Below are 15,987 nucleotides of genomic sequence, written 5' to 3' on the forward strand. Positions count from 1 at the left end.
AATCAGAAAGCCTTCCTGAACCTGTCGCGGTCATGCGGCGCGCCATAGTCGAGCTCTGGCCCGACCGGCACGATGCGCGTCGGGTTGATCGTCTCGTGGCTGCCGTAATAATGCGCTTTGATGTGGTGCAAATTCACCGTGCCGGCAACGCCCGGCACCTGGTAGAGGTCGCGCAGATAATTCGACAGGTTCGGATAGTCGGCGATGCGGCGCAGATTGCATTTGAAATGGCCAACATAGACCGGGTCGAAGCGGACCAGTGTCGTGAACAGCCGCCAGTCCGCCTCTGTGATGCGGCCGCCAACGAGATAGCGCTGCTTTGACAGGCGGTCCTCCAGCGTCTCGAGCGCCGAGAACAATTCGCCGAACGCCTCCTCGTAGGCTGTCTGCGTGGTGGCGAAGCCGGCACGGTAGACGCCATTGTTGACCGCGGGATAGACCAGCGCATTGACCGCATCGATCTCGCCGCGCAACGGTTCCGGATAGAAATCGAGCTTGGCATCGCCCCATTCGTCGAACGCCGAATTGAGCATGCGGATAATCTCGGAGGATTCGTTCGAAACGATGGTCTGCTCGCGTTTGTCCCACAGCACGGGAACGGTGACGCGGCCCGAATAGCCGGGATCGGCCCTGGTGTAGATCTGGTGCAGGAAATCGAGGCCGTAGAGCGTGTCGCCGGTGGCGCCGTCCTCGGCCAGGAACGTCCAGCCGTCGGCGCCCATGAAATGATGGACGACCGAGATGGAAATCACGTCCTCGAGTTTCTTGAGCACGCGAAAGATCAGCGTCCGATGCGCCCACGGGCAGGCGAGCGAGACATAGAGGTGATAGCGGCCGGGCTCGGCCTTGAAGCCGCGTTTTCGTCCTTCGGCCGGCGCGCCGTCGCGGGTCACCCAGTCGCGCCACTGTGACTGCGCGCGCACGAATTTCCCGCCGCTCTCCCCGGTATCGTACCAGCGGTCCTGCCATTGGCCTTCGACTAGCAATCCCATGAAATATCCTTTCGCGTTCCTACCCGATGTAGGGCAGCAAGCGGCCCCGCGGAAATCCTCGACGCTGAACAGATCGTCAACGGCTGCGTCGAGTGCGTGTCGGCTGCGCCGGCCGATTGCGGCGGCTGAAAATTGGTGGTAGCGGACATCCACATGTTTGACTTTGCCGTGATCCGGTTCGACCGACGACGAAAGAGCGCCCGCGCTTGATGAAGCGCTGACTGGCGAACGCTGCCGCTTGCAGCAAACCTTTCCTCGTATACCGGAACGCAAAGACCATGAGCCTTGCCGACGTGAAATACCTGCCGGAAACTCCGGCGCATGATCCTGAAATCGAAGCCATCAACAACGAGGCTTTCGGGCCGGGCCGTTTCGTGCTTGCCGCCTACAAGATCCGCCAAGCTGGCTCGCACGAACGCGCTTTGTCATTCGTGGCCGTCGACGGCGCAATCGTCGTCGCCTCGGTACGGATGACGCGTATCGCCGCCGGTGCCGGCCGCGCGCTGATGCTCGGGCCGCTCGCCGTGCGGCCGGCCTTCAAAAATCTCGGCATTGGCCGCAAGCTGGTGGCAATCGCGCTGGAAGCCGCCGCCAAGGCCGGCGCGCCGGCCGTGATGCTGGTCGGCGACGAACCCTATTACGGCCCGCTCGGCTTCAAGAGGCTGCCGCGCGGGCAGATCTCGATGCCGCGTCCGGTCGATCCCGATCGGCTTTTGGCGCACGAGATCATGCCGGGCGCGGTGGCAAGGCTGGTGGGCGAGGTTTGCCACGCCGACCAGGCAAGGATTGCCGAGCACATCGCCGCGATGGCGTGACCGTGCCGGCGCTGTTGCACGGTGGCTTCGCAGCATTAGTCTGGGCAGGGAGGCGAACGTCAAGATGAACCCGAACGGCCAGATTGCGATCGTCACCGGCGGCGGCTCTGGCCTTGGCGAGGCGACGGCGCGCGCTCTTGCCGTCCGTGGCGCCAGGGTTGCCGTCCTCGATCTCGGCATTGACCGGGCGGCCAAGGTGGCGGCCGACATCGGCGGCATCGCCGTCCAATGTGATGTGAGCAACGCGGAGAGCGGTGCCGCTGCTGTCGCGGGAGTGGGTGAGACGCTCGGCGAGCCGCGCATTCTGGTCAATTGCGCCGGCATCGCCATCGGCTTGAAGACGATCGGCAAGGATGGAGCGCACCCACTCGATCAATACCGCAAGGTGATCGAGGTCAATCTGATCGGCACCTTCAACATGATCCGCCTGGTCGCCGACCGGACCGCGAGGCTCGAACCGCTACAGGGCGGCGAGCGCGGCGTGATCGTCAACACCGCATCGGTCGCGGCCTATGACGGCCAGATCGGCCAGGCGGCCTATTCCGCGTCCAAGGCTGGCGTCGTCGGCATGACGCTGCCGGTGGCGCGCGATCTCGCCCGCTTTGGCATTCGCGTCTGCACCATCGCGCCCGGCATCTTCAGGACGCCGATGATGGCCGGCATGCCGCAGGAGGTGCAGGATTCGCTCGGCGCCGCAGTACCCTTCCCTTCCCGTTTGGGCGAGCCTTCGGAATACGCGGCACTTGTCTTGCACATCGTCGAGAACCAGATGCTCAACGGCGAGACCATTCGCCTCGATGGCGCCATCCGCATGGCGCCGAAATAAAAGCGACGGTGGTGCTTTGGACGAACCCAGGAAAGACGTGATCCGCGCGACCGACGCCGAGGCGATCAGGCTGGCAAAGACGCTGATCCGCAGCGCCCGTTTCGGCGCGCTGGCGGTGCTCGAACCAGGGACCGGTTCGCCGCTGGCCAGCCGGGTCGGCGTCGCCACCGACATCGACGGTACGCCATTGATCCTGGTCTCGATGCTGTCCGCCCACACCGGCGCTATCCTTGCCGACCCGCGCTGCTCGTTGCTCGTCGGCGAACCCGGCAAGGGCGATCCGCTGGCGCATCCGCGACTGACGCTCGTCTGCCGCGCCGTCCGGCTCGAACGCGGATCGAACGAACACGCCCGCGCCGAGCGGCGCTACCTCAACCACAATCCCAAGGCGAAGCTCTATGCCGGACTCGGCGACTTCTCGATCTTTCGGGTCGAACCGGAGCGCGCCAGCCTGAACGGCGGCTTCGGCAAGGCCTATCTGCTCGACCGCACCGATCTGGTCGCGACGGGAGCGATCGTCGAAGAGCTTGCCGTCGGCGAGCAATCGGCACTCGACCATATGAACGCCGACCATCTCGATGCGATTGCCCTCTACGCAAGTTATTTCGGCGGGGCCGGGGGCGACGGCTGGATCGTCACCGGGTTCGACGCCGACGGGATGGATCTCGTATCCGGCGACAATGTCTGTCGGGTTTTCTTCCCCGAGCCGCTGGCAGCGGCACGCGACCTCAGGCCTGTCCTGGTCGATATGGCAAAGGCCGCCCGATCGGCAAATTAATCACAGCCGGGCAGTTAATCGGCTTGCATGGAAAGCAAGCCTTGAGATTTGAGCGAAATGTTCTACCTTTGCGAGTGACGCTGAATCGCTGGCGTGCATCTATAGGGAAAGTCTATGGAATCCGACGCTATTGCCCCCATAGCGGCGGATGAGCAAGAAGGCATGGGGGATCTATGGTCTCGAACAAACTAGTCGCCAACGCCGGAACCGCGGCTGCGTTTCTGACGCTGATGGGCAACGAAAAACGTTTGTTGATCATGAGCTATCTGGCCGAGGGCGAGATGTCGGTCGGCGCCATAGCCGAGAAGGTGTCGCTCAGCCAATCCGCCCTGTCACAGCATCTGGCCAAGCTCAGGGCTTCCGACCTTGTCGAGACCCGCCGCGATCGGCAAATGATCTATTATTCCTGCAAATCCGGGGCGGTGCGCGAATTGCTGCATATGCTGGACGGCATTTTTGGCGAAGGTGAACTGTCGCAGATGGCTCACCGGCTGCGTCGCGCCGGGACTTGAGCGGCCGAGGCGGAGAACACCCCGCCAAATCCGCTTGCCGCCAAATCCGCCTTGCTGCCAAATCCGCCTTGTTGCCAAGTCAGCCTTGCTACTGAACACGCTCGTCGGCGGCCTGCGCAATCTCCTCCTTGAACTCGACCTTCGTGCCCGGCTGCACCATCGAGGCAAGGTCTTCGGCATCCCAATTGGTCAACCGGATGCAGCCATGCGAAAAGGTCGTGCCGATCTTGCCGGGTTCGGGCGTGCCGTGGATGCCGTAGCTTTCGATGGAAAGGTCGATCCAGACCGATCCCACGGGATTGTTCGGCCCGGCAGCGACGGTGAAGGGCCGCTTGGTCTTGACCCCCTTGAAAGCGAAGTCCGGATCGTAGTGATAGGTAGGGTTGTGCACCACGCGCCTGACCTCTGCTATGCCGCTTGGCGCCGGCTTCTCCTCGCTCCCAATCGAGGCGGGGTAGACCGCCAGCCATTTGCCGGCACGGTCGAGCACCCGCACCAGGCGAGCGCCCTTGTCGACCTCGATGGTGGCGACGCCGGCGGCAGGGTCGCCCCTGTCGACATCCGGCACCACCAAGGTCCTGCCGGGCTTCCTGAGGCTGGTGCCCGGATTGAGCATTCTCAGCAATTGTTCGCTGACATGGAAGCGCTCGGCCAATCTCTCCACCGCATTGCGGTAGCCGAGCCGCCGCAAGCGGGCCATCCTCTCCAAGCGGGCGGGAATACGCCGGGTGAACGGTCCACGCACATCCTTGCGCATCACCTCATAGGTCGCCAGCACCGGCTTGGCGGAGGTTGCGATGAGTTTGCTCCAGGTCTGTGGACTGAGCTTGCCATCGGGCGGAAGTCCGTTTGCCGCCTGAAACGCGGCGACGGCCTTGGCGAAGTTCTGGGAAAGGCGACCGTCGATCAGGCCCGGCGAGAAGCGGGCGCGATCCAGAAGGATCTGCGCCTTCAGCAGCATCGGATCGACACCCTTCGGTTCGCCGACAGTGAATTGGGCCTGATTGACGGTGGCCGGATTGAGCTTGGCCGCGCGGGCCACGCCGCATGCAAGGGCAAGCGTGGCGGCAAAGACGAGGAGGAGCCTGATCATCGATGTCCTCCCAGGACCGCAGCAGGAGCCCGCTTCTATGACGCGGCATGGCCCTGTGCGGTTCCCTCGCCCCATCGAAATTCTGCATTGAAGCGGCTTTGCCGAAGCGCGGTACCGCGGGAATCAATATTCCCCCGTCGCCAAAGCCCGGGCAGATTCCATCCTGGCCCGGCGCCCCAGTGACTGGATGACCGTTAGCACGGCGTGCATCCATTTCGACGCTGAGATACGGTCTGAGCTTCGGATCCGGCATCATGCCTTCCGAAACCGAGTCCCGATTCGTGGCCGACGCCATGGTCCGCCGAGGAAGCCATGAATCCGATCCGCATAGACGATCCGCACGATCCCCGCGTCGCAGCCTACCTCGACATCCGGGAGCGAGATCTTGCCGGCCGGCAAGGCCGTTTCGTCGCCGAAGGCAAGGTGGTGCTCGACACGCTGCTCGCCGCCCGTCGCTTCGAGGCAGAATCGGTGCTGGTACTCGAAAACCGGCTGGCTGGCCTCGATGACGTCTTGCGCAAGGCGCCTGCCGGGCTTCCGATCTATGTCGCATCCGGCGAAATCATCGACAGGATTGCCGGATTCCACATGCATCGCGGCATATTGGCGATCGGCTGCAAGGGCGCGGCCATCTCCGCCGAGGCCTTGCTTGGCGCACTGCCCGCCCGCGCGCTGATCGTGGTGCTGGTCGGCATCGCCAATCATGACAATATGGGCTCGATCTTCCGCAATGCCGCGGCCTTTGGCGCGGATGCCGTGCTTCTCGACCCGACCTGCTGCGATCCGCTGTACCGCAAGGCAATCCGCGTTTCGGTGGGTGCGGCCTTGAAGGTCCCCTTCGCCTGCTTTGCCGATACCGCCGGCTGCACCGCAATGCTCGACCAGCAAGGCTTCAGCCAATTCGCCTTGTCGCCGCGCGGGCAGATCAACATTCGCGATGCCAAGAGAAACGAGCGGCTGGCGCTCTATCTCGGCACCGAGGGCGAAGGCCTGCCGGAAAGCCTGCTTGCCCGCCTGCAGACGCTGCGGATCGGTATGGCGCAAGGCTTCGACAGCCTGAACGTCGCCGCCGCGTCAGCCATCGCGCTGCATCATTTTTCCGGAGCCTGATGCATGTCGCGCAAAAGCGTGCAGCGGTTTCGCGATAACGACATGCATCAAACAAGAACTTAAAGCGCGTCCGATGAGGCGGTCGAACGCGACGCGCTTCAGAGCCGCCGCGCTTGCGCTTGCGGAATCTCAGTCGGTCGAAGCGGCCTTCTGCAGCGCTCGCACCCGATCGGCAAGGCTGCGTCCGCTGCTCCCCGGCCGCGTATCCTCAGCCGCTGCAAGCGCCCGGGCGATCGGCGAATCCGGCCCGTCGAGCCTTGCCGTCAAGGCCACGACTTGCGCCGCCAGATCGTTCATCTCTTCGCGCAATGCCGCGCTGGCGCTGCCGGCATCATCTCCGGCCCGTGATTTCGACGTTTCAACGGCAGCAAGATCTGTCTTCAGCCGCCTGTTCTCGCGTGCCAGCGATGTCAGCCTGGCCTCCAGCCGCTCGCGGTCGGCGTCGAGCTTGGCGGTTGTCTTTTCGATGTCGCCGTTGGCGGCCACATTGACCTGACTGCCTGGCACGCCGGCAAGACCCCCCGCAGGCGCCCTTTCAGCGCTTTTCGGCTTTTCGCGAAGGCGCACCAGTTCCTTCTCGCGGCGCTCCAGCCTGTCCTCGCGATCGGCCAGCGTGGCGAGCAGCCGCTCGATTTTCTTTTCCAGGTCGCCGGTTCTTTTCTTCTCGGCCTTCAGCGCGTCCCGCAAAGCCTTGCTTTCGGCTGCCAATTCCTGGCTGCGCCTGTCCGCCTCCTTGCGCTGGCCGCGCAGCAGCGAAATGTCGCTCGCCAGCTTCTGCAGCTCGGATTCGCGCGCCACCAGCTCGATCTGCCGGCTGCTGGATGAGAAACTGGCGTCGTCATACATGTGCTCCAGTTTCCGCAGTTCGAGCCCACGCTTTTCGAGGGCGCGTTCGGTCTCCGCAAGCCGCTCCGACAGCTGCTGCAGCTGCTCATCGCGCTTGCGAAGCTCCTCGCCCCTGGTTGTAAGATCGGCGACGACCCGGTTCTTGTCCTGCCGCTCGGCCGCCAATTCCTTGAGGGCTTCGCGGTCGCGGCCGATCTCGACCAGCTGTTCGGCGGCCTTCTCGCGCAATGACTTGACGGTCATTTCAAGCCGGCGCACCGAAACCGCGAACTCGGCGCGAATGCGATCCTTGTCCGCCTGGATCTCGGCCAGCGTCAACGGCATCGAACCCTCGACGCGCTTGCGCGTCAGCGCCACCGCCCGCCGCCACACGGCCGGAGCAATCATCAGCGCCAGAAAGCCCGCGCAGAGAAAGCCGAGAACAAAGAACAGGATCGACTGGACCAAGATGACTATCCGTTGTGCATGGCAACCGCCAAAGGTCGACTTTGCCATCTTCGCATGACGGAAATCCGGCGCCACGGCAAGAGTATGCCGCGGCAAAGCTCGGGCCGCGGGATCACAGGCCCAATCGCCGTCGCTCCGTCATGCCGGTCAGAACGGATTCCAGGTCGCGCGCTGGGTGAGCTTGAGGTAGCCGAGATTGACGCCGAGACGGGCGCCGACGCCGGTACGGATCGGCACGAGCAGCACATTGTTGTTCTTCAGCACGTTGAAACCGACGCCGGCGACGACATAGGCGGAGCCGGCGACGCCGCCAAAACGGTTATAGAGGCTGCTCACATCGTCCAGATTGTAGACCAGCATCATGACGCGCGAGCCCTCGCCGCCGAAATCCCAGCCGAGCGACGGGCCTTGCCAGAACACTTTGTGATCGCCGGCATTCTTGGTGTAGAGCGTGCCTTCGCCATAGGTCAGGCCACCGATCAGCGCCCCGGACCCCTCCTCGCCGAGCAGATAGCCGTTCGGCAGGCCATAGGTGGCGAAAATCTTCTCGACGACGGTGGCGAGCCCGCCCGATGTCGCGCCGAAGAATTTATGACCGGAATCGACGATCTCCTGGGCCGTGTATTCCTGCGCCCGCGCCGCCGATGCCGAAAAGGCGACAAGGCCGATAAGCGCGATCGTCATTGAGATGACACGGAAAAAAGTCCGGTCGTAGAATCGGGAAACCATGCTTCCAATCTCCGTCAGGGAGCACTTTCGCCGACGCCTCGCATCCGTACGGCTCTTTGGCGGCCGTTAAGGATGGCTGTTAGGGGCAAACTATGCCGTAATCCTTTTTCAACCATTAAACTCTCACATGAAGATGGCGGTTCGAAGGCTGTTTTGCATCGCCCGCGCAGCACCCTGCTGCGTGAACACACCATTTTCGACAACGACAAATTTGGATTTGTTGCTGCGCGCACAAGCGCTGTGTATTCAGAATGCTTGGGAGAGAGCGTGATTCGTGTTGACAGGCGTGATCATGATCGCCCGGTCATTGTGTTGTGAAATTTGCAGGGATTTTTGCTGATGGCCGAGCTTTTCACCCTTTCCGCACCCGACCTGGCGGCGCTTTTGTGCAGCCGGGTCTGCCACGACATCATTTCGCCGGTCGGCGCCATAAACAACGGGCTTGAGCTGCTCGACGAGGGCGGCGCCGACGAAGACGCCATGAAACTGATCCGCCAAAGCGCCAAAAACGCTTCCGCCCGCCTGCAATTCGCCCGCATCGCCTTCGGCGCCGCCGGTTCCGCCGGCATGCTGATCGACACCGGGGATGCCGAGGCCGTGGCCATCGCCTTCCTGAAGAACGAGAAGCCGGAACTGGTCTGGAACGGGACCCGTGCGCTGTTGCCCAAGAACAAGGTCAAGCTGCTGCTCAATCTCATCCTCGTCGCCAACGCCGCCATTCCGCGCGGCGGCAGGCTGGCGGTCACGCTGGACAACCTGGAGACCGAGCCGCGCTTTGCACTCGCGGCGAGCGGCCCGATGCTGCGCGTGCCGCCCAAATTCCTGGAATTGCATTCCGGCAACAGGCCGGACGAGCCGATCGACGCGCATTCGGTGCAGCCCTATTACACGCTGCTCCTGGCCCGCGAAGCCAACATGACGATTTCGATCCACGCGACCGCCGACGAGATCGTCCTTTCCGCAGCCTGAAGTTCTCCGAAAGAGCGGGAAAGTATTTTCTCCAAGTCATATTTACGGCGTGGTCTTAATATTTGTGAGACGCGCTTGCAGATTGATTGCGTGAAGCATTGCCAAAGAAGATTTCACTAAAAACACCTTCAGGAAAATTTTACCTAACGGCTTTTCGGCTTCTTTACCAGATCGGCCTATGTTCCCCGGCAGATGCCACGACGCTGCCGGTTCGCCAAACGGCAAGAGGGTCCGGGAATGAAACGCTGCATGTTCGTCGACAATTCGAGCGTCATCAGGAAGGTCGCAAGGCGTATCCTGGGCGGTTCCGGCATGATGGTGATCGAAGCCGCCAGCGGCCATGAGGCGATCGAGATGTGCGCGGCCGACATGCCTGATATCATCGTCGTCGACGGCGCCTTGCCGGACATGCAGGCGCAGGACCTCATCCGCCGCGTGCGCGCCATCGAAAGCCCGGTATTGCCGCAGGTTTTGATTTCGCTGGTCGAGGTCGATGTCGGGGCGATCATGCGCGCAAAACGAGCCGGCGCCCAGGGCTACCTGCTGAAGCCGTTCAACCGGCCGCAACTGCTCGAGTGCTTCCGCGCCTTGAAGGTTGCCGCCTGATCAGAGCTGTTCCATTCCGACGAAAATCGGATCGGCTCTATCTTGTTGTTTTGCCAGGTTCTTTTCCGAACAAACCGGCGCCACCTTGGGATCACGCCCCTAGTTCAGGCGCTGACGCGGATATCTTCGGGCTCACGCAGCACATAACCGCGGCCCCAGACGGTCTCGATGTAATTCTGCCCGCCAGACGCGGCGTCAAGCTTCTTGCGCAGCTTGCAGATGAAGACGTCGATGATCTTCAGCTCCGGCTCATCCATGCCGCCATAGAGATGGTTGAGGAACATTTCCTTTGTCAGCGTGGTGCCCTTGCGCAGCGAGAGCAGTTCCAGCATTTGATATTCCTTGCCGGTCAGATGCACGCGCTGGCCACCGACCTCAACGGTCTTGGCATCGAGATTGACTACCAGGTCGCCGGTGGTGATGACCGACTGGGCGTGGCCCTTGGAACGCCGCACGATGGCATGGATGCGGGCGACCAGTTCGTCCTTGTGGAAGGGCTTGGTCATGTAATCGTCGGCGCCAAAGCCGAGGCCGCGCACCTTGTCCTCGATGCCGGCCATGCCGGAGAGGATGAGGATCGGCGTCTTCACCTTGGAAAGGCGAAGCGTTCTCAAAACTTCATAGCCCGACATGTCGGGGAGATTGAGATCGAGGAGAATGATGTCGTAATCATAAAGCTTGCCTAGATCGACGCCCTCTTCGCCAAGGTCGGTCGTATAGACATTGAAACTTTCTGATTTCAGCATCAGCTCGATGCTCTGTGCGGTTGCACTGTCGTCTTCTATCAGCAGAACGCGCATTTCATTCCCCTTTTCTGCTGCCGGACCATTTCACGACCCGTCCAGGACCGGAGCAGTGATTGCCCTGAGCAGAGGCTGCCATCGAATGGTTAATAAAACCTAATTCCCCGTCCGTGACGGTATCAGATTTTTTAACCCCTTTCTACACCTTGTTGAATCCAATAACGAATCACAGACCCCAACCGTTAATGCGGCACATTAATAAGCCAGACTAAGTGACTCTTCGGACTCGTTGGCCGGGTTTCGCGACGAGAAGCAGAATTTTTACCCGCCCTTAAGTCCTGAGCCGTATGATTAACAATGCCCGTAAACGAATGGTTACCGCCGGCAAAAAACTTTAGGAGTTTGTTTCCCATAGTTCCGGGAAAGCCGGTGGAAACGGGTCAGGCCTGGGCCGTGCCGGGTGAATTGGACGATATGTGCAGGTGTGCGTTTCCGGGAGTACCGAATCATGAAGTCACGTGAAAACCTCGTTCGGCTGAAGCAATTTCAGGTGAGCGAGAAGCGGCGGCAGCTGCTGCAGCTCGACATGATGATAGCCGAATTCGAGCGCATGGCCGTCGAGCTGGAACTTCAGATCGCTGCCGAAGAGAAGAAGGCCGGCATCACCGACATCAATCACTTTGCTTATCCGACCTTCGCCAAAGCGGCACGTCTACGCCGCGACAACCTTAGAAATTCGCAAAGCGACCTCGCCCAGCAGCGAAATGTCGCCGAATCATTGCTGAGCGAAGCCGAAGCGGAGCTTTCCAAGGCCGAGATGCTGGAATCGCGCGACACCAAGGCGCGCGACACGGAAACCGGCGGCCGCAGCGCCATGATCGGCTGAAAACAAGACTTAACGCGCGTCGCGCTTTGCGCGCTATTGCTGCGCACCGAACTGTGCCCGCCTCAGGCACTCAAATCTTCTTGTTGTTCCGCCGCCCGTGCGCGCGCATTTTTGATGTCGGGCACATGCTGCTCCGACCAGGCTCTGATCTGATTGAGCAGTCCTGCCAGGTTCTGGCCAAGTTCGGTCAGCTCATATTCGACCCGCGGCGGAACGACCGGGAAAACCTCGCGCCGCACAAGCCCGTCGCGTTCCAGGATACGCAGCGTCTGCGTCAGCATTTTTGGCGTGATGCCTTCGAGCTTGCGCGCCAATTCGCCGTTGCGGAGCCGGCCCCGGCGCAGCGCACAGATCACCAGGTAGACCCATTTGCTGGCGAGCGTCTCGAGCACGGCGTGTGACGGGCACGACCGCCGAAAGGCGTCATAGCCGAAAGGGGAAACATCTTCACTATCCATGAGGTGCGTATATATCAAAAAGGTACATACTAGATGTAACTATCCAAATGATAGTGGCACGTCAAAACCAGCAGGAGAGCCTTCCATGCGTGCCATTATTCAGAATTCCTTCGGCGGACCCGACGTCCTCGTCATTGCCGATCGCCCCGCGCCATCCCCCGAGGCCGGCGAAGTGCTCGTCCGCATCGAGGCGGCCGGCATCAATCCGGTCGATGGTGCGGTGCGCGGCGGCCACTATCCGCTGCTTGGCGAGCCGCCTTTTGTCCTTGGCTGGGACGTTTCGGGAGTTGTCGAGGCGCTGGGCTCCGGCGTCTCCGGCCTCAAGGTCGGCGATGCCGTGTTCGGCATGACGCGCTTTCCCAAACAGGCGGCAGCCTACGCCGAACTCGCCGCTGTCCCGGCTGATGAGCTTGCGCCGAAACCCGAAGGCATGGATCACGCGCAAGCCGCCGCGCTGCCGCTGGCCGGCCTGACGGCCTGGCAAGGCCTTGTCCGCCATGGCCGGCTCGAACCTGGCAAGCGCGTGCTGATCCACGCCGGAGCCGGCGGCGTCGGCCATCTGGCGGTACAGATCGCCAAGGCGTACGGCGCTTACGTCGTCGCGACCGCCAGCCCGGCAAAGCTCGATTTCGTCCGCTCGCTCGGCGCCGACGAGGTGATCGACTACACAAGGGATGATTTCACCGGGAAGGCCCGCGACATCGATCTGGTTCTGGACCCGTTCGGCGGCGTGCATGCGGAGCAATCACTGAAAGTGCTCACCGCTGGCGGCGTTCTGGTGTCGCTGCTCGATATCAGCGATGCCACCAAGGCAAAGGCCAGGACGCGACGCATCCGCGTCGAGCGCATGTCCGTAGTGCCCGACCGTGCCGCCCTGGTGGAGCTCGGCAAATTGATCGACGCGAAAAAGCTGGCCGTCCACGTGGTAAAGGCGTTTCCGCTCGAACAGGCCGGTGCCGCCCATGCCTTTCTCGCCACCAGGCCGATCGGCAAGGTGGTGCTGACGGTCTGAAATTGCAGATCGTCGCCCCTCGCAAACGTAAGGGCGCTGATCAGCGCCCTTATCGGCCTAATGCCGGTATTGCTGGATGCGCGTGGTGCGCAGGCCGGCAAGGCCGTATTCGTCGATCGACGCCTGCCAGGACAGGAATTCCTCGGTGGTGAGCTTGTAGCGCTGGCACGCCTCTTCGAGGCTCAAAAGCCCGCCACGCACCGCCGCCACCACTTCCGCCTTGCGCCGGATAACCCAGCGACGTGTGTTTGTCGGCGGCAGATCGGTGATGGTAAGTGGGCTGCCGTCTGGCCCGATAACATATTTGACTCGCGGTCTAATTAGATCGGTCATCGTACTCTCTACAAAAAACTCAAAGACCCAATCGCCACCACATTACCGCCACAGCTTTAAAATTTGCCTAAGCAGACCCTAATGGTTAGGTAAGGATCATGAACGCGGCGTTAGCCTTTTCATCCGCATTTGAAACATCTGCCGGCAAGCACATTGAACCCGGCAGGAAAAATGAACCGGCCCGGCAAAGCTGGCGCAGCCGAGACGCTTGACCTATATTCCGGCCATTGGCATTGAAGCGCCGCGCAGAACGAAAGAACCATGAACAGCCTCGATCTTCCCGGACGCCCCGAAAACACCCGCGTCGTCGTCGCCATGTCGGGCGGTGTCGATTCGTCGGTCGTTGCCGGCCTCCTGAAGCGCGAGGGCTACGACGTCGTCGGCGTCACATTGCAGCTTTATGACCACGGCGCGGCAACGCACCGGGCCGGCTCATGCTGCGCCGGCCAGGACATCGACGATGCCCGCCGCGTCTCCGAGACGCTCGCCATCCCGCATTACGTCCTCGATTACGAGGAGCGCTTCCGCAAGGCGGTGATCGACCCGTTCGCCGAGAGCTATGTCGCCGGCGAAACGCCGATCCCTTGCGTCTCCTGCAATCAGACGGTGAAATTCGCCGATCTTCTCGCGACCGCCAAGGAACTCGGCGCCGATGCGCTGGCCACCGGCCACTACATCCGCTCCGGCGCCAATGGCGCCCATCGCGCGCTTTACCGGCCGGTCGACGCCGACCGCGACCAGAGCTATTTCCTGTTCGCCACCACCCAGGCGCAGATCGACTATCTGCGTTTTCCGCTCGGCGGCCTGTCGAAGCCTGAAGTTCGCGCCATCGCCGAGGAGATGGGACTGACGGTCGCCGCCAAGCAGGACAGCCAGGACATCTGCTTCGTGCCACAGGGCAAGTATTCCGACATCATCGCCAAGCTGAAGCCGGCTGCCGCCAATCCGGGCGACATCGTCCATATAGACGGGCGCGTGCTTGGCCGCCACGAGGGCATTTTGCGCTACACCGTCGGTCAGCGCCGCGGCATCGGCATCGCCTCCGGCGAGCCGCTCTACGTCGTCCATCTCGACGCCGACCGGGCCCGTGTCGTCGTCGGCCCGCGCGAGGCGCTGGAGACCCACAAGATCTTCTTGCGCAACATGAACTGGCTCGGCGATGGCCCGCTGACCGCTATCCCGGCGGCCGGGCTTGAGCTTTTCGCCAAGGTACGCTCGACGCGGCCGCCGCGCCCGGCGGTGCTGCATCACCGCGCCGGCGTCACTTCGGTGGAGCTGGTTGACGGCGAGTCCGGCATCGCCCCCGGTCAGGCCTGCGTGCTCTATTCCGGCGACGGCAACGAGGCGCGCGTGTTCGGCGGCGGCTTCATCGAGCGCTCCGAGCGCGGCGCCGAAGCCGAGGCGATGCTGACGCGGCTTGCCGTCCAGCCGGCGCGGGTTCCCGCCGAATAGAGGGCGTTTTCTCTTTAGGGTCTGGTGTGGGCAACGGTGCCGGCGGTCAGGATGCGCAGCACGCGGATGGCTTCCTCACCGCTGGTGCGCGGTTCGGCCCGCGTCTCGATGCAGTGGATGAAATGCTCCAGCTCGCGCGTGAGCGGCATGCCCTCGCCGACCGCCACATAGGACGGCTCGTTGGCGGTGAACGCCCATTGGCCGCTGTCCTGCCACACCGCATGGCGGTAGACGGCAAGCTTGCGCTCCCACGGCTCGACATCGTCGAACACCGCCATCGCCTTGGTGCCGACCACGGTCAGCCGCCGTTCGCGGTAGGGATTGAGCCGCGAGGCGAACAGATGGCCGCGCAAGCCGCTGGGAAAGCGCATATGCAGATGCGCAAAGTCGCTGAGATTGTCGAGAAGGGCAGCGCCTTCGCCGCGCACCTCGACCGGTTCGGTGCCGGTGATGGCCAGGATCATCGACAGATCGTGCGGCGCCAGATCCCACAACGCATCGTTTTCGGTGTGGAACTTGCCGAGCCCGAGCCGATGCGAGTGGATGTAGCGGACTTCGCCGAGTTCGCCATTGTCGATCAGCGCCTTCAGCGTCTCGAAGGCGGGATGAAAGCGCAGCACGTGGCCGACCATGAAGACACGGCCATTATCGGCGGCCGCCTGCACCGAACGCTCGGCATCGGCCACCGTCAGCGCGATCGGCTTCTCCACCAGCACGTCCTTGCCGCCGAGCACGGCGCGCACCGCCATGTCGGCATGGAACTGCGGCGGCAGCGCCATGACAATGGCGTCGACATCGTCGCGGGCAAACAGCGCCTCCGGCTCGATCGCCAGGCAATCCTGCTCGCTGGCAAAACCCTCCGCACGCGCAGGGTTGACGTCCGAAACCGCATGCAGCGCGCCGAGCGCCTTTAGGGTGCGGATGTGGTTGCTGCCCCAGTATCCGCAACCGAGGACTGCAATGCGCGGTTTCATCAATTCATGACCATGGCTTTCGTGGCCGAGACATAGCGACGTGCCTCGCTGAACTCAACCCCGGCCTGTGCGCCCAATGTCTGCCCGGCAAAGCTTTAGGCGCCAGCAATATGCCGGCGCGGCAGCCACTTCGATGCTTGACAGGCTTGGCCTCGCAACCTTATATCCGCGCGACCTTGGCGAACGCGCCGATATGCCTGCCGATTTAAGCTGGATTTCGGGCCTTCGCCGCCCTGGCGGGGTAGCTCAGTTGGTTAGAGCACGGGAATCATAATCCTGGGGTCGGGGGTTCAAGTCCCTCTCCCGCTACCAAAAATCGAAGGTACGACCCGGAGACATGGGTAACAGAATGTACCTAAGACATGGGTGACAACCTCGTGCCGAACGGGTTGTCGATGGTCTGCAA

General features: G+C 62.4%; 19 protein-coding genes and 1 tRNA gene. 12 read left to right on the plus strand and 8 right to left on the minus strand.

Translation table 11 applies throughout. The features are described 5' to 3' along the window. Window positions 1–2: 2 nt before the first annotated feature. Entirely contained in the window at window positions 3–992 is a 990-nt protein-coding gene (locus tag NKH50_RS27770) for a glutathione S-transferase family protein (protein WP_352882342.1), read from the minus strand. Window positions 993–1,270: 278 nt separating this feature from the next. Between NKH50_RS27770 and NKH50_RS27775 the strand changes: the two genes are divergently transcribed. From NKH50_RS27775 to NKH50_RS27790, 4 genes are all read left to right on the plus strand, one after another. After that, window positions 1,271–1,807 (plus strand): GNAT family N-acetyltransferase, encoded by a 537-nt coding sequence (locus NKH50_RS27775; protein WP_254819127.1) that lies wholly within the window; start codon window positions 1,271–1,273, stop codon window positions 1,805–1,807. A gap of 64 nt (window positions 1,808–1,871) precedes the next feature. Next, complete coding sequence (locus NKH50_RS27780; protein ID WP_352508994.1) at window positions 1,872–2,633, plus strand: 3-hydroxyacyl-CoA dehydrogenase; 762 nt, start codon at window positions 1,872–1,874, stop codon at window positions 2,631–2,633. After that, window positions 2,605–3,411 (plus strand): HugZ family pyridoxamine 5'-phosphate oxidase, encoded by an 807-nt coding sequence (locus NKH50_RS27785; protein ID WP_352509001.1) that lies wholly within the window; start codon window positions 2,605–2,607, stop codon window positions 3,409–3,411. Before NKH50_RS27780 ends, NKH50_RS27785 begins: the two co-directional genes overlap by 29 nt. A 173-nt stretch (window positions 3,412–3,584) precedes the next feature. Then, the gene (locus tag NKH50_RS27790) at window positions 3,585–3,923 is read left to right on the plus strand and encodes an ArsR/SmtB family transcription factor (protein WP_254819124.1); all 339 of its coding nucleotides are present in this window, start codon (window positions 3,585–3,587) and stop codon (window positions 3,921–3,923) included. A gap of 88 nt (window positions 3,924–4,011) precedes the next feature. Here NKH50_RS27790 and NKH50_RS27795 read toward each other — a convergent pair whose 3' ends face one another. Next, a complete protein-coding gene (locus tag NKH50_RS27795) occupies window positions 4,012–5,016 on the minus strand; it encodes a L,D-transpeptidase (RefSeq protein ID WP_352882345.1) in 1,005 nt (334 codons plus the stop codon). Between the two features lie 312 nt (window positions 5,017–5,328). Between NKH50_RS27795 and NKH50_RS27800 the strand changes: the two genes are divergently transcribed. Continuing rightward, complete coding sequence (locus NKH50_RS27800) at window positions 5,329–6,126, plus strand: TrmH family RNA methyltransferase (protein ID WP_352882347.1); 798 nt, start codon at window positions 5,329–5,331, stop codon at window positions 6,124–6,126. Window positions 6,127–6,255: 129 nt separating this feature from the next. Here the strand turns inward: NKH50_RS27800 and NKH50_RS27805 are convergent, their stop codons facing one another. Further along, window positions 6,256–7,419 (minus strand): coiled-coil domain-containing protein, encoded by a 1,164-nt coding sequence (locus NKH50_RS27805; protein WP_352882362.1) that lies wholly within the window; start codon window positions 7,417–7,419, stop codon window positions 6,256–6,258. A gap of 147 nt (window positions 7,420–7,566) precedes the next feature. Further along, window positions 7,567–8,148 (minus strand): DUF1134 domain-containing protein, encoded by a 582-nt coding sequence (locus NKH50_RS27810; RefSeq protein WP_023679557.1) that lies wholly within the window; start codon window positions 8,146–8,148, stop codon window positions 7,567–7,569. A gap of 72 nt (window positions 8,149–8,220) precedes the next feature. On the opposite strand from NKH50_RS27810, the gene NKH50_RS27815 reads away from it, so the two are divergent. The 3 genes from NKH50_RS27815 (at window position 8,221) to NKH50_RS27825 (ending at window position 9,723) form a co-directional block, all read left to right on the plus strand. Next, window positions 8,221–8,466 carry a hypothetical protein gene (locus tag NKH50_RS27815; protein WP_352882349.1) on the plus strand — a complete coding sequence of 82 codons (246 nt, stop codon included), beginning with the start codon at window positions 8,221–8,223 and terminating at the stop codon, window positions 8,464–8,466. A gap of 21 nt (window positions 8,467–8,487) precedes the next feature. After that, window positions 8,488–9,117: a histidine phosphotransferase ChpT gene (chpT, locus tag NKH50_RS27820; RefSeq protein ID WP_352882351.1), complete on the plus strand. Its 630-nt coding sequence runs from the start codon at window positions 8,488–8,490 to the stop codon at window positions 9,115–9,117. A 237-nt stretch (window positions 9,118–9,354) separates the two neighbouring features. Further along, entirely contained in the window at window positions 9,355–9,723 is a 369-nt protein-coding gene (locus NKH50_RS27825; protein WP_254819118.1) for a response regulator, read from the plus strand. Window positions 9,724–9,827: 104 nt separating this feature from the next. Here the strand turns inward: NKH50_RS27825 and ctrA are convergent, their stop codons facing one another. Continuing rightward, window positions 9,828–10,523 (minus strand): response regulator transcription factor CtrA, encoded by a 696-nt coding sequence (gene ctrA / locus NKH50_RS27830; RefSeq protein ID WP_006203583.1) that lies wholly within the window; start codon window positions 10,521–10,523, stop codon window positions 9,828–9,830. Between the two features lie 451 nt (window positions 10,524–10,974). On the opposite strand from ctrA, the gene NKH50_RS27835 reads away from it, so the two are divergent. Then, a complete protein-coding gene (locus tag NKH50_RS27835; RefSeq protein ID WP_352882353.1) occupies window positions 10,975–11,352 on the plus strand; it encodes a flagellar export protein FliJ in 378 nt (125 codons plus the stop codon). A gap of 62 nt (window positions 11,353–11,414) precedes the next feature. On the opposite strand, the gene NKH50_RS27840 is transcribed toward NKH50_RS27835, so the two are convergent. Next, window positions 11,415–11,810, minus strand: a complete 396-nt coding sequence (locus tag NKH50_RS27840; protein WP_352882355.1) for a winged helix-turn-helix transcriptional regulator — start codon at window positions 11,808–11,810, stop codon at window positions 11,415–11,417. An 85-nt stretch (window positions 11,811–11,895) separates the two neighbouring features. On the opposite strand from NKH50_RS27840, the gene NKH50_RS27845 reads away from it, so the two are divergent. Beyond that, on the plus strand, window positions 11,896–12,822 hold the full coding sequence (locus NKH50_RS27845; protein WP_352882357.1) for an NADP-dependent oxidoreductase: 927 nt from the start codon (window positions 11,896–11,898) through the stop codon (window positions 12,820–12,822). Between the two features lie 57 nt (window positions 12,823–12,879). Here NKH50_RS27845 and sciP read toward each other — a convergent pair whose 3' ends face one another. After that, window positions 12,880–13,155 (minus strand): CtrA inhibitor SciP, encoded by a 276-nt coding sequence (gene sciP, locus NKH50_RS27850; protein ID WP_352882359.1) that lies wholly within the window; start codon window positions 13,153–13,155, stop codon window positions 12,880–12,882. 261 nt (window positions 13,156–13,416) lie between these two features. Here sciP and mnmA point away from each other — a divergent pair, with 261 nt between their 5' ends. Next, window positions 13,417–14,607 carry a tRNA 2-thiouridine(34) synthase MnmA gene (gene mnmA, locus NKH50_RS27855; RefSeq protein ID WP_352776997.1) on the plus strand — a complete coding sequence of 397 codons (1,191 nt, stop codon included), beginning with the start codon at window positions 13,417–13,419 and terminating at the stop codon, window positions 14,605–14,607. A 14-nt stretch (window positions 14,608–14,621) separates the two neighbouring features. Here the strand turns inward: mnmA and NKH50_RS27860 are convergent, their stop codons facing one another. Next, window positions 14,622–15,581: a Gfo/Idh/MocA family protein gene (locus tag NKH50_RS27860; RefSeq protein ID WP_254819113.1), complete on the minus strand. Its 960-nt coding sequence runs from the start codon at window positions 15,579–15,581 to the stop codon at window positions 14,622–14,624. A 235-nt stretch (window positions 15,582–15,816) separates the two neighbouring features. Between NKH50_RS27860 and NKH50_RS27865 the strand changes: the two genes are divergently transcribed. Continuing rightward, window positions 15,817–15,893 (plus strand) — tRNA-Met (locus tag NKH50_RS27865). Window positions 15,894–15,987 lie beyond the last annotated feature (94 nt).

It is taken from the genome of Mesorhizobium sp. M1027 (assembly GCF_040318745.1).
In the GTDB taxonomy this organism is placed as follows: domain Bacteria; phylum Pseudomonadota; class Alphaproteobacteria; order Rhizobiales; family Rhizobiaceae; genus Mesorhizobium.